Origin of the sequence: Chiayiivirga flava (assembly GCF_014202825.1) — a bacterium.
GTDB classification, from domain to species: Bacteria; Pseudomonadota; Gammaproteobacteria; order Xanthomonadales; family Xanthomonadaceae; genus Chiayiivirga; species Chiayiivirga flava.
On sequence record NZ_JACHHP010000004.1, the window covers coordinates 435,717 to 448,314 of the forward strand.

Here is a 12,598-nt window from a genome sequence, read left to right on the forward strand (position 1 = left end):
GGATGTTCCGGCGCTTTCCGGCCTTCCCGTCGACGTGTGCACATGCCAGCCCATCGCCGCGCCTTCGACACTTTGCACGCACCGGAAATTTCGCTAGTCTTACCTAATCAGTTTAGGTGAGCAAACAATGACCACGTCCCCGTTGCTGCCCGGCACGCTCGATCTGCTGGTGCTCAAGGCGGTATCGCTCGGTGCCGAACACGGCTACGGCATCCTGCAGCGCATCCAGCGTGCGTCGCGCGACGTGCTGGTGATCGAGCAGGGGGCGCTGTATCCGGCGCTGTTCCGGCTCGAATCCCAGGGCTGCATCAGCGCGGAGTGGGGCGTTTCGTCCAACAACCGCAAGGCCAAGTTCTACTCGCTGACGAGCGTGGGCCGTGCCCGCCTGGCGCGCGACGTGGGCGAGTGGCAACGCCTCGTCGAAGCGATGGACGCGGTCCTGGGCACCACGCGCGCGCAGGTGCGGACATGAAGGCGCGGCTGGCGCTGTGGTGGCGCGCGCTGACGCAGCGATCGCGCTTCGAGCGGGAGCTGGACGACGAACTCGCGTTCCATCGCGATGCGCGCTGCGACGATCTGGTCGCGCAGGGCGTTGCTCCGCGCGAAGCGCTGCGCCAGGCGACGCTCGAACTGGGCATGACACAGCTGCATCGCGACGCCTGCCGCCGAGCGCGCGGCATCGCCTGGCTGGACACGGTCGGGCGCGACCTGCGCTACGCCTTCCGCGCGTTGTCGCGCAATCGCGGCTACAGCCTGACCGCGATCCTCGTGCTGGGCGCCGCCGTCGCGGCCAACGTGATCCTCTTCGGGCTATTCAACGCATACGCGCTGCAGTCGCCGCCGATGGAGCGGGCCGAGCGCTGGGTGATGCTGGAATCGACGACGCCGCAGCAACGCATCCTCGATCGCTGGACGGTGGCCGACGCCGACGCACTGCTGCGCGATCCCTTGCCGATGGTCGAGGGCCTGTACTGGCTGCGCGACATCCGCCTGCCGGTGGTGGCGGACGTGGCGCGGCCGGTGTCGGGCGAGGCGGTGTCCGACAACTATTTTTCGCTGCTGGGCATCCGGACGGCGCGTGGACGCACCTTCCTCGGTCACGGCAGTGCGGACGACGACGGCGGCGTCGTGCTCAGCGACCTCGGTTGGCAACGGCTGGCCAACGGCGATCACGATGTCGTCGGCCGCAGCATCGAACTCGCGGGCCAGCCGTTCACCGTGCTGGGCGTCACCGCGCCGGAGTTCAGCGGCACCACCGTGTCGACCGCATTGTTCTGGATCCTCGACCGCGACCTGGAGCGCCTGCGCCCCGACGAGTTCGACGCCAGCGCCCGCGTCGACGTGGGCGGCTTCCTGCGCGAAGGCGCGAGCGCCGCAGAAGCCGCCGCCGCGTTGACCACGCGCGTGCTGGCGCTGAACGCGGACAAGCCGGAGGACGAGCGGCTCGAATCCGGGCGCGTGACGGAACGCAGCGGCTACCTGCGCAGCGGCGACCTGGACGAGCTGGCCTACATCGCCACGCCGATCGGGCTCGCGTTTGCGCTGCTGCTGGTGGTGGCATCGGCGAATCTCGCGAACCTGGTGCTGGCGCGATTCTCCGCGCGCCGGCGCGAGCTGGCGGTGCGCGCGGCGGTGGGTGCCTCGCGCCTGCGCATGGCGATGCAGCTGCTGACCGAATGCGCGGTGCTTGCGGGCGTGGCCTCGGTGTTCGGGTTCGTGCTGGCGTCGGTGTCGATCAATCCGTTCCACGATGCGATGTTCTCGCTGCTCGCGGATTTCGGCGTGGAATTCCGCGCGGTGGAAGTGGACTTGCGCGTGTTCGCCTACGGCCTCGGCTTGGCGCTGCTGGCCGCGGTGTCGTTCGGCGCCCTGCCTGCCTTCGTGGCCACCGCGCCGTGGCGACGCGGTGCCAGCGTGCAGCCCGCGGCGGCGTCGCTGCAGCGGGCCGGGCAGTCGCGCATGCGCGGGGTGCTCATGGTGGCGCAGCTTGCGGCGAGCGTGGTGCTGCTGGTGCTGGCCACGCTGATCGCGTCGAATGCGCGGCTTGCCGAGCAGCTCGCGCTCGGTTTCGACCCGGGTCGCGTGATCGGTCTGCAGGTGTCCACGCCGACGCCTGCGCTGGTCTCGGCGCTGCAGGAGCTGCCCCAGGTCGAAGCGGTGTCGGCGGTCTCGCGGATGCCGCTGATGGGCATGCCGCAACGGGTGGATGCACGCATCGGCGCGTCGTCGCAGTCGCTCGGCGTACGCGTGGTGGATGCGGCGTACTTCTCGGTGCTCGATATCGACCTGCAACGCGGCCGCGGCTTCGTCCGCCAGGAGGGTGACGGTGCAATGGTGGCCGTGCTCAGCCGGCGCACGGCCGAGCGTCTGTGGCCGGGGCAGGATGCGCTCGGACGTACCTTCGAATTGCCGCCGCAGGAGCGCCTGGGCGCACTGCAGGCCGGACGCTACGAGGTGGTGGGCGTGGTGGACGATGTCGTCAGCGGCCTGTTCATCGATGGCGTCGATCCGTCCGCCGTGTACCTGCCCGGCGCGATCGGCGCATCGGCCATCGGCAGTCTGGTCGTGCGAGTGCGCGAGAGTTCGCCCGCCACGCTGGATGCCGTGACGCGTGCCTGCATCGCCGCGATGCCTGCGCAGGACTGCGAACCCATGCCGATGCGCAACGTGCTGCGCCTGCAGCACATGCCGTTCCTGGTGGCGGCCAACGTCTCCGCCGCGCTCGGGTGGACGGCACTCGCGATCAGCTGCGTGGGCCTGTACGGCCTGACGAGTTATCTGGTGCAGCAGCGACGGCGCGAGATCGGCGTGCGGCTTGCGCTCGGCGCCACCAGCCGCCGCGTGATGCGCGCCATGCTCGGGCAGATCGGCAGGCTGGTGGCGATGGGCATCGCGATCGGTCTTGCGGTCGCGCTGCTCGGCGCGCGCCTGTTCCTCGCGCTGATCGAGAATCTGCGCGTCTCGGACCCGGTCGCGTTCCTCGTGGTGCCGCTGCTGCTGGCGGCGCTCGCGCTGGTCGCGGCATGGGTGCCGACGCGCAGGATCGCGCGCATCCCGCCGACGGATGCGTTGCGCGACGATTGATCGCCGCGGTTGTCGCGCTCGGTCGATTGCGCCGCCTGCTGCGACGCCGATCGGCAGCGCGGGCGGGCGCTTGCCACGAAACCACGGACGTCATACAGTTATGACGCACCCGGAGTGCCTGTCATGCCCACGCCCGCCGAAGTCCGCATCAATGCCCGCCTCACCGGCCGTGACGCCGAGCGCTTCTCGCAGCTGCTCGAGCGCGAGGGCATGAGCGCGTCCGAACTGCTGCGAGCGGCGCTGCGCGAATACCACGCGCGGCATCTGCCGGCCGTGCCGGATGCGCTGGCGGTGCTGGCTCGGCACGGCTTCGTCGGCGGCGGCGAGGGGCCTGAGGATCTGTCTGCGGGCTACAAGCATTATCTCGACGACGCGTTGGAAGCAAAGCATCGCTGGCGCGTGCAGGAACCATGATCCTCGCCGACAGCGGTTTCTGGATTGCCCTGGGCAACCGCCGCGACCGGTATCACGCCGCAGCGCTGCGGGCGGCGGAACGCTATGCACCGCAGGGGTTCGTCACCACGTGGCCGGTGCTGACCGAGGTCGGTCACCTGTTGCTCGCGCGGGTCGGCGTGCACCAGTCCGTCGCGTTCATGCACTCGGTGGCCGATGGCGCCTGCCGGGTGTTCGAACTTCCCGAGCAGGCGCCCCAACGCGCCGCCGAACTCATGGCGCGCTACCGCAACCTGCCGATGGATGTCGCGGATGCATCGCTGCTGATCGCTGCCGAGGAACTGGACGAGGGCCGCATCCTCTCCACCGACCTGCGCGATTTCGAAGGCTATCGCTGGAAAAACACGCGGCCGTTCGAGAACCTGCTGCTGCCCGACGGCTGAGCGTGCGAATCGGCAAGATCGGCGCTCCGCCGCGCGCGAAATGCGCGCAGACTGTTCGTTCACTGCGACGGGTCGCACCATGAAAGCTGCCTCCATCAACCTCGCCGACAAGCTCGCAACATTCGATCAACACTGGTCGCCGCGCGTGGTGGCCGAGATGAACGATGTGCAGTTCAAGCTGGTGAAGTTCGAAGGCGAGTTCGTCTGGCACACGCATGCGGACACCGACGAAGTGTTCCTCGTGGTGCATGGCGAGATGCAGATCGGATTCCGCGATCGCGATGTCACGCTGCGCGCCGGCGAGATGTGCGTGGTGCCGCGCGGCGTGGAGCACATCACGCGCGCGGTGCGCGAATGCCACGCGCTGATCGTCGAACCGCGCGGCGTCGTCAATACCGGGGATGCGGGCGGCGCCCTGACCGCGCAGAACGACCGCTGGGCCTGAGCGTCAGCCGGCCGGCACCTCGCGCAGGGCGCGGTACGGCGGCGTCGCCATCACCATCTCGGCCATGCTGTACGCGAGTTCGCGTTCGGCCATCACCGCGCCATCGGCGCCGTGTTCGATCAGGTGGCGCACCTCGCCGTCGCTGTGCGCGCGCGCGAAGATGGTCAGTGCGGCATTGGCTTCGCGCAGGCGCGCGACGATTTCGCCGGCTTCGAGCGCCTGCGGGATGGCGAGCACGGCGATCCGTGCCGTGTCCGGACGGGCCTCGGCCAGCACCCGCTCGGACGCCGCGTTGCCGCGGATCGCGGGAATGCCGTCCGCATGCGCGCGGCGCACGTTGTCGATGTCGGTGTCGATGACCACCAGCGGAATCCCGCGTCCGCGCAGCAGCCTCGCAAGCTGGCTGCCGACGCGGCCGTAGCCCACGACGATCGCATGGTCGGCGCCTTCGAGGGCCGGGCCCGCTGCCGCGTCCGGGGTCGCGTCCGCATGCGGCGCCGCACGCGCGGCCTCGGCGTCGCTGCGCGCCTGCCAGCGATCGAGCAGGACGAAGATGATGGGGTTGGCGATGATGGAGATCATCGCGCCGGCGAGGATCACGTCGCGGCCGTCCGCCGGCAGGATCTGCAGCGACACGCCGAGGCCCGCGAGGATGAAGGAGAACTCGCCGATCTGCGCGAGGCTCGCGGAGATCGTCAGTGCGGTCGAATTGGGATGTCCGAACGCGCGCACGATGGCATACGCGGCGGCCGACTTGCCCACGATGACGATGAAGGCCGTCGCCGCAACGAGCCAGGGTTCGTCGAGCAGGATGTGCGGGTTGAACAGCATGCCGACCGAGACGAAGAACAGCACGGCGAATGCGTCGCGCAGCGGCAGCGAATCGTTCGCGGCCTTGTGGCTGAGCTCGGACTTGTTGAGCAGCATGCCGGCGAAGAACGCGCCGAGCGCAAAGCTCACCCCGAACAGCGCCGCCGAGCCGAACGCCACGCCCAGCGCGATCGCGAGCACCGACAGCGTGAACAGCTCGCGCGAGCCGGTGCCGGCGGTTTTTTCCAGTACCCACGGAATCACGCGTGCGCCGACCAGCAACATCACCGCCACGAACAGGCCCACCTGCAGCAGCGTCAGCCCGAGTTTCGTGAACAGCGCGCCGTATGCGATGCCGTCGCCGTCGCCGGCGTCGGCCAGCGCGCCGGCGAGCGCCGGCAGCAGCACCAGGGCGAGCACCATCACCAGATCCTCGACGATCAGCCAGCCGATGGCGATGCGCCCGCGGCGTGTGTCGAGCAGGCGGCGCTCCTCCATCGCGCGCAGCAGGACCACGGTGCTCGCCACCGACAACGCGAGCCCGAACACCAGCCCCTGCAGCGTCGGCCAGCCCAGGTACCACGTCAGCGCCCAGCCCATCAGCGTTGCGGCCGCGATCTGGGCGATGGCGCCCGGAATCGCGATCCATTTCACTTCCATCAGATCGTCGAGCGAGAAGTGCAGGCCGACGCCGAACATCAGCAGCATCACCCCCAGTTCCGACAGCTGGAACGCGAGGTCCGGATCGGCGACGAAGCCGGGCGTGAACGGACCGACCAGCATGCCGGCGAACAGATAACCGACCAGCGGCGAAAGCCGGAGCTTGTTCGCCACGAATCCCAACACGAAGGCCACGGCAAGACCGATGGCGACGATGTCGATCAGGTCGGTGTGATGGGGCATCGGCGCTCCTGGCGGCGGGTGTGGCGGGAGTGTGTCGGTTCGCGATGACGGCTCGAACGTCAGCCGGTCGAGTTGGGGGCGGCGGTGATCGATTGCAACGCGATCATGCCGGCGGTTCCACGCCCAGCGCCTGCTCCAGTGCCGCGATGCGCGTTTCGAGCGCAGCGATGCGGTTTTCCAGCGCGCTGCGTGCCGCGCTGCCGGGTGCGGCGGGCGTCGACGCCGTTGGCGCCGCTGCCGCAAGCGCCTCGACATCGATCGGCCCGCACAGCAGATGCGCGAAGCGTTCCTCGCGCTGGCCCGCGGCGCGCGGCAGGCGCACCACGAGGGCCGGTTCGCGCTGCATCAGGCGATCGAGCGTGTGGCGCAGCGCCTCGGCATCGTCGAATCGGCCGATGCGCTCGGTGCGGGTGAGCAACTCGTTGAGCGTCTGCGGCCCGCGCAGCAGCAGCACGCCGAGCACGGCCTGCTGCGGCGCCGTGATGCCGTAGGCCTGCGCGAAGCGGTGTTCGTACCGTTGTGCCCGTGCGCCGTGCACGCTGCGCAGCAGGTGCCGCGGTTCGAGCTGGCGCAGCGCGTGTCCCACCTCGCCCGGACTCAGGTCCATGATCGGATCGCGGCTGGTTTTCTGGTTGCAGGCGACCACCAGCGCGTTTTCGGTGAGCGGGTATTGCTCGGGCGTAGTCGCTTCCTTCTCGATCAGGCAGCCGAGGATGCGTGCTTCGGTGGCGCCGAGGGTGAGGTCCGGGCCGAGGCCGGTCTGCGTGTCGGGAGCGTCGGGCGTGTGATCGTGCATGGCGGTGCCGGGAAGTGTCGGGGTCGGCGGACGCGCGGCGGCAGCGTCGCATCGGCTAGAATACGCGGTTTCGCGCGTCGAACCGCCGGTTCCCATGATTTCGTTCCGCAATTTTGCCCTGCGGCGCGGGCAACGCCTGCTGCTGTCCAACGTCGACCTCGCGTTGCACGCGGGCTGGCGCGTGGGCGTGATCGGCCGCAACGGCGCCGGCAAGTCGAGCCTGTTCGCCGCGCTGATGCGCGAGATCGAGCCGGACGTCGGCGATCTCGATCTGCCCACGAAAGTCCGCATCGCGAGCGTGGCGCAGGAAACGCCGTCGCTGCCGGACGCCGCGCTCGACTTCGTGCTCTCCGGCGACGCCGACGTGGCCGGCGTGCTGCGCGCCGAGAAGGACGCGATGGAGCGCGAGGACTACGAAACCGTTGCCAACTGCCACCAGCGCCTCGCCGAGATCAACGGCTACGACGCCGAAGCTCGCGCCGGCCGCCTGCTGCACGGCCTCGGCTTCCCGGCCGAAACCCACTCGCGCGCCGTGTCCGAATTCTCCGGCGGCTGGCGCGTGCGCCTGAATCTTGCGCGCGCGCTGATGACGCCCAGCGACCTGCTGCTGCTCGACGAACCCACCAACCACCTCGATCTCGACGCGGTGCTCTGGCTCGAACAGTGGCTGCTGAAATACCCCGGCACCCTGCTGCTGATCTCGCACGACCGCGAATTCCTCGATGGCGTCAGCACCCACACCCTGCACCTGCACGAAGGCCGCGCCAAGCTCTACACCGGCGACTACACCAGCTTCGAACGCCAGCGCGCCGAGCACCTGCGCCTGCAGCAGATCGCGTTCGAGAAGGAACAGGTGGAGCGCGCGCACCTGCAGAAATTCATCGACCGCTTCAAGGCGAAAGCGAGCAAGGCCAAGCAGGCGCAGAGCCGCATGAAGCGCCTCGCCAAGCTCGCCGGCACCGAGGCGATCCGCGCGGAACGTTCGCTGCACATCCAGTTCGGCGAACCGCAGAAGCTGCCCACGTCGCTGATTCGCCTCAACCATGTCGCCGCGGGTTACCGCGGCGACGACGGCAGCGTGACGACGATCCTGCGCGATGTCGGTTTCGGCCTGGAAAGCGGCGACCGCGTCGGCCTGCTCGGCCCGAACGGCGCGGGCAAGTCAACGCTGGTGAAAACGCTGGTGGGCGAACTGCCGGTGATCGACGGCGAACGCAATGCGCATCCCGATCTGCGCATCGGCTACTTCGCGCAGCACACGGTCGAATCGCTGCACGATGGCTGGAGTCCGGTCGACCACCTGCGCGACATGGCGCCAACCACGTCCACGCAGGAGTTCCGCGATTTTCTCGGCCGCTGGTTCTTCCCGGGCGACCGCGCCTTCGAAAACGTCGACGGCTTCTCGGGCGGCGAACGCGCGCGCCTCGCGCTGGCATTGATCGCCTGGCGCCGTCCCAACGTGCTGCTGCTCGACGAACCCACCAACCACCTCGATCTCGACATGCGCGAGGCGCTGGCCGAGGCGCTGTCGGACTTCGCCGGCGCCATCGTGCTGGTGTCGCACGATCGCCACCTCATCGGGCTCGTCAGCGACACCTACTGGCGCGTGGCCGGCGGCAAGGTCGAGGAGTTCAACGGCGACCTCGACGAATACGCCGCGTGGCTGCGCTCGCGCCCGGGCGAAGGCGAGGGAGAAAAGAAGGCCGCCGCCGCACCGAAACTGCAGGCGCCCGCGCAGCAGAAACCCGTGGCCGCACCGCGGGAGACGCAGGCGCAGAAGCAGGCCCGCAGCCGCCTCGCGAAAGTGGAAACGAAAATGGCGCAGGTGCAGGCCGAGCTCGATGCCGCCAACGCCCGACTCGCCGACCCCGCGCTGTATGCCGCGGGCGGGACGGCGCTGGCCGACGCGACCGACACGCAACGTCGGCTGCAGCACGACCACGCGACGCTCGAAGCGGAGTGGATGCAGCTGATGGAAACCATCGAATCCGCCTGAATCTGCGGCCTGCGCTTGAATCGTGCCGCTGCCGCACCTACCTTGCCGCCGTCCGCGTCTGCGCGACGCCCGCACATCCACGAGCCACGCCATGCCGATCTACGCCTTCGCCTGCGATCACTGCGGCCACCACTTCGACCGCCTGCAGAAACTGTCCGATCCCGATCCGGACACCTGCCCGGCCTGCGGCAAGAGCGGCGTACGCCGCCAGTTGACCGCGCCGCAATTCCGCCTTGCCGGCGGCGGCTGGTACGAGACCGACTTCAAGAAGGACGGCGACAGGAAACGCAATCTCGCCGACAAGAGCGATGGCGGCGACGCATCGGCCCCGAAGCCCGAGGCCAAGGCGGATGCAACGTCGGGCGGTACGTCGGAAAGCAAGGCCGACGCCAAGCCAGCCGCGCCCGCACCCGCCGCGTCCGCGAAGCCGGCGGAAGGCAAGCCCGGCACCGCGTGATTCGTCGGCGGCGGTTGCCGCGATGCGTGTTGCCGGTTACGTTGGGGACATGATCCTGCTCCGTATCGCCGCGCTCGCCAGCGCGCTTGCCCTTGCCGCCTGCGGCAAGTCCTCCGATCCGGCGACTGCGCCGGCAGCGCCGCCGACAGCGGCTCCGCAGCCGGTCGCCGCGCCTGAGCCGGCGGCGCCGGCACCGGTCGACGCGTTTCTCGCCGCGCTGCGCCCGCACTGCGGGCAGGCCTTCGCCGGCCGCATCACGGCGAACGAGCCGCCGCCGGAGACCGCCGATCCGTTCGACGGCAAACCGCTCGTGATGCACGTGCGCGAGTGCGAGGCCTCGGTGATGCGCATCCCGTTCCACGTCGGCGACGACCACTCGCGCACCTGGGTACTGACGCGCACCGACACCGGCCTGCGCCTCAAGCACGACCACCGCCATGCCGACGGCAGCCATGACGCAGTCACGATGTACGGCGGCGACACGACCGCGCCCGGGACCGCGCAGCGGCAGGAATTTCCCGTCGACGCCGAATCGATCGCCTCGTTCGAGAAGAACGGCCTCGCCGCCTCGGTGACCAATCTCTGGGCGATGGAGATCGAACCCGGCCGGCGCTTCGTGTACGAACTTGGACGGCCGGGGCGCCTGTTCCGCGTCGAGTTCGACCTCACCGCGCCGGTGACGCCGCTGCCGCCCGCGCCGTGGGGCGCGACCGAAGGCTGACGGGCACGCTCAGTCCTTTGCGCTCAGGCACGCCGGATCGACGCGGCCGCCGCGCGCGGCGATGAAGCCGAGCGTGTCGCGCAGCGTCGGCGCAAGGCTGGGGTAGCGGAAGCCAAGCACGGCGCGGATGTGGCCCACGCCCGGGTAGGTGCGCAGTTCGACCGGTTCGCCGAGCGTTTGCAGCTTTGCCGCAAGCCGCTCGCTGTTGCGCGGCCACACCACCGTGTCGTCGGTGCCGTGCAGCAGCAGGAACGCGGGCTCGTCGCCGTCGACGAAATTGATCGGTTGCGTGGCCGGCCAGCCGGACTCGGGGCCGAACACGGCCTGGATCGCGGGGTCGGTGATCGGGAGGAAGTCGTACGGTCCGGCCACGCCGATCGCGCCGGCGAGATCGCGCGCACGCATGCCGACCGCCGCCAGAAAACGCGCGTCCGTGGCGAGCAGGCCGCCGACATGCGCTCCGGCGGAATGCCCGATCAGGAACAGCGGCGCGCGCGAGCCGTCCGCGGCTGCGGGCGTAAGCTGCGCGCGCGTCCACGCGAGCGCGCGCGCGGCGTCCTCGACGAACGCGGGAAAGGTCACGTCCGGCGATTTGCGATAGTCCGCCACCGCCGTGGTGACGCCGCAGCGCGCCAGCGCGCGGCCGACGAAGGCGTAGTCCTCGCGCGCCCCGCGCTGCCAGCTGCCGCCGTAGAAAAACAGCGCCACCGGAGTCGTCGCATCGGCCCCGGGCGCGGCGTGCACGGTGAGCTGCAGGCCGTGGGCGGGGTCGAACAGCACGTCGCGCTGCGCGATGTCGCCGCCGCCGAGATTGATCGCCGAGAACAGGCCGGCGGCGCAGCCCGACGCCGCGACGGCAACCACGCAGACGAGCAACGCACGCAAACGACGCAGCGTCATGCCGCGCGTCCGTCCGGCCCGCACGCCCGGCGCTGCGGCCGCAGCCGCGCCGGACGCTGCGATATGATCGCGCCGACCAGCAAGGACCCACGATGCAGCACGACGACTCCCGCGATGCCGACAGCCCGCGTCCCGCGTTTGCCGCCGTGCCCGAACGCAGCAGTGGCGATCATCTCCTGCGCATCGTGCAGAACCACCACGTGCAGCTCTCCGCGATGGCCGACACGAAGGCCAACATCATCATCACGGTGTCGTCGATCGTGCTCACGCTGGTGATGGGCCGGCTGCAGGACCCGGTGCTGCGCCCCGGCCTGCTCGTGCTCGGCGCGTTCACGCTGGTCGCGCTGCTGCTGGCCATCCTCGCCGTCGTGCCGAAGTTCCGCGGCGTGAAGAAACACGAGGGGCCGCTGCCGCCGTGGTTCAACGTGCTGTTCTTCGGCCACTTCACGAGCCTGGACCGCGACCGCTTCGTGCGCGAACTGGCCGATGCGATGGCGCCGGGTCGTGCCTACGAAACGGTGGCGAAGGATGTCTACGGCATCGGCCTGTATCTTGCGCGGCACAAATATCCCTATCTGCGGTTGAGCTACCTGTTTTTCCTGAGCGGGTTCCTGCTCTCCTGCGTGGTGCAGGCGGTGCAGCTGCTGCGCCACTGATGCGTTCTACGCGCCGGCGGCGCGGTGCGGACGCAGGTCCTCGTACATCACCACGCCGCCGGCGAAGGCAAGCGGCAGCAGTGCCGCCTGCAGCGGGACCGCGAGCAGTTGCGACCACAGCAGCCAGCCCGGATCGAGCAGCCCCATCCAGCCATCGCGCAGCACCACCACGCCGCCGCAGGCCATCAGCAGCAGCGATGACGCCGTGCCGCCGGCGCCGAGGTACACCAGCAGCGGCAGCGAGACCACCGTCGCGCAGCGCCACCAGTGCCCGCGCACGAGCGCGCGGCTGCGCAACTGCGCGGCGATCGGGCCACTGCCATCGAGCGCGCTCGCAAACGGCGACAGGGCAAATGCGATGCTTGCCCACGCCAGCGGCACCGATGCCAGCAAGCCACCCACCAGCACCACCACGAGCGCGATCATCAGCAGCACCACGTCGCCACCGAGCGCGGCGACGAAGGCGCCGACCAGCAGCGCGAAGAACGGCAGCGCCGCGACGAGCACCAGCACGGTGTACACCAGCCAGGCGCCGAGGGTGGCCGGCGTGCGCGCGAACCCGCGCCGTAACGCCGCGCGAAACGGCTCGCCGCGCGCGATGGCACCTTGCCCGGCGATCAGCGCGGTGGTGCTCGCGACGATTCCCAGCACGCTCGACGCCAGCAGCAGCCACGTGGACGGCGTATTGAGCCGCAACAGTGCGCTGCCGAGCACCGCCAGCGGATCGGCCGACGGCAGCGGCAGCGGAAGCGGCAGCGGCAGCGCCGGCAGCAGCTGGCCGCCGAGCAGCGCGATCGACGCAAGCGCCACCTGCGAAAACACGCCTTGCAGCGCCACGCCCGGGAGCAGGGCTGCAAGACCGTAGACCACGCCGAACGCGAACGTGCGTTTCCAGCTGCGATGCCACAGCGCGAACGTCGCTTCGATCAGTGCGCCGACCGGGCGCACGTCGGCAGCGGAAGGGGCGGAGGTCGGCTCGGCTACCATGCGCACA

Annotated in this window: 13 protein-coding genes; 9 read left to right on the top strand and 4 right to left on the bottom strand. The window is 69.9% G+C overall.

All coding sequences use genetic code 11. From position 1 onward, the window contains the following. Positions 1 to 127 precede the first annotated feature (127 nt). The 5 genes from HNQ52_RS12675 to HNQ52_RS12695 all read left to right on the top strand — a co-directional run bounded on the left by HNQ52_RS12675 (position 128) and on the right by HNQ52_RS12695 (position 4,365). Positions 128 to 472, top strand: coding sequence for a PadR family transcriptional regulator (locus tag HNQ52_RS12675; RefSeq protein ID WP_183961535.1), 345 nt, complete (start codon positions 128 to 130; stop codon positions 470 to 472). Beyond that, positions 469 to 3,084 carry an ABC transporter permease gene (locus HNQ52_RS12680; protein WP_183961536.1) on the top strand — a complete coding sequence of 872 codons (2,616 nt, stop codon included), beginning with the start codon at positions 469 to 471 and terminating at the stop codon, positions 3,082 to 3,084. The genes HNQ52_RS12675 and HNQ52_RS12680 overlap by 4 nt, the downstream gene beginning before the upstream one ends. 123 nt (positions 3,085 to 3,207) lie before the next feature. Next, the gene (locus tag HNQ52_RS12685; RefSeq protein ID WP_183961537.1) at positions 3,208 to 3,498 is read left to right on the top strand and encodes a ribbon-helix-helix domain-containing protein; all 291 of its coding nucleotides are present in this window, start codon (positions 3,208 to 3,210) and stop codon (positions 3,496 to 3,498) included. Beyond that, on the top strand, positions 3,495 to 3,920 hold the full coding sequence (locus tag HNQ52_RS12690; protein ID WP_183961538.1) for a type II toxin-antitoxin system VapC family toxin: 426 nt from the start codon (positions 3,495 to 3,497) through the stop codon (positions 3,918 to 3,920). The genes HNQ52_RS12685 and HNQ52_RS12690 overlap by 4 nt, the downstream gene beginning before the upstream one ends. 79 nt (positions 3,921 to 3,999) lie before the next feature. Continuing rightward, positions 4,000 to 4,365: a cupin domain-containing protein gene (locus HNQ52_RS12695; protein ID WP_183961539.1), complete on the top strand. Its 366-nt coding sequence runs from the start codon at positions 4,000 to 4,002 to the stop codon at positions 4,363 to 4,365. A gap of 3 nt (positions 4,366 to 4,368) precedes the next feature. Here the strand turns inward: HNQ52_RS12695 and ybaL are convergent, their stop codons facing one another. Together ybaL and HNQ52_RS12705 are read right to left on the bottom strand one after the other, a co-directional pair. Beyond that, entirely contained in the window at positions 4,369 to 6,078 is a 1,710-nt protein-coding gene (gene ybaL, locus HNQ52_RS12700) for a YbaL family putative K(+) efflux transporter (protein WP_183961540.1), read from the bottom strand. Between the two features lie 103 nt (positions 6,079 to 6,181). Beyond that, on the bottom strand, positions 6,182 to 6,874 hold the full coding sequence (locus HNQ52_RS12705; RefSeq protein WP_183961541.1) for a YceH family protein: 693 nt from the start codon (positions 6,872 to 6,874) through the stop codon (positions 6,182 to 6,184). A 94-nt stretch (positions 6,875 to 6,968) separates the two neighbouring features. On the opposite strand from HNQ52_RS12705, the gene HNQ52_RS12710 reads away from it, so the two are divergent. The 3 genes from HNQ52_RS12710 (at position 6,969) to HNQ52_RS12720 (ending at position 10,048) form a co-directional block, all read left to right on the top strand. Further along, positions 6,969 to 8,870: an ATP-binding cassette domain-containing protein gene (locus HNQ52_RS12710; protein WP_183961542.1), complete on the top strand. Its 1,902-nt coding sequence runs from the start codon at positions 6,969 to 6,971 to the stop codon at positions 8,868 to 8,870. 91 nt (positions 8,871 to 8,961) lie between these two features. Further along, positions 8,962 to 9,327, top strand: a complete 366-nt coding sequence (locus HNQ52_RS12715) for an FmdB family zinc ribbon protein (protein WP_183961543.1) — start codon at positions 8,962 to 8,964, stop codon at positions 9,325 to 9,327. Positions 9,328 to 9,376: 49 nt separating this feature from the next. Beyond that, positions 9,377 to 10,048 (top strand): hypothetical protein, encoded by a 672-nt coding sequence (locus tag HNQ52_RS12720; RefSeq protein WP_183961544.1) that lies wholly within the window; start codon positions 9,377 to 9,379, stop codon positions 10,046 to 10,048. Positions 10,049 to 10,057: 9 nt separating this feature from the next. Here the strand turns inward: HNQ52_RS12720 and HNQ52_RS12725 are convergent, their stop codons facing one another. Further along, positions 10,058 to 10,948 carry an alpha/beta hydrolase gene (locus HNQ52_RS12725; protein ID WP_183961545.1) on the bottom strand — a complete coding sequence of 297 codons (891 nt, stop codon included), beginning with the start codon at positions 10,946 to 10,948 and terminating at the stop codon, positions 10,058 to 10,060. A 92-nt stretch (positions 10,949 to 11,040) separates the two neighbouring features. Here HNQ52_RS12725 and HNQ52_RS12730 point away from each other — a divergent pair, with 92 nt between their 5' ends. Beyond that, positions 11,041 to 11,604, top strand: a complete 564-nt coding sequence (locus HNQ52_RS12730; protein ID WP_183961546.1) for a Pycsar system effector family protein — start codon at positions 11,041 to 11,043, stop codon at positions 11,602 to 11,604. A 6-nt stretch (positions 11,605 to 11,610) separates the two neighbouring features. Here HNQ52_RS12730 and HNQ52_RS12735 read toward each other — a convergent pair whose 3' ends face one another. After that, entirely contained in the window at positions 11,611 to 12,591 is a 981-nt protein-coding gene (locus HNQ52_RS12735) for a hypothetical protein (RefSeq protein WP_183961547.1), read from the bottom strand. Positions 12,592 to 12,598: the final 7 nt, after the last annotated feature.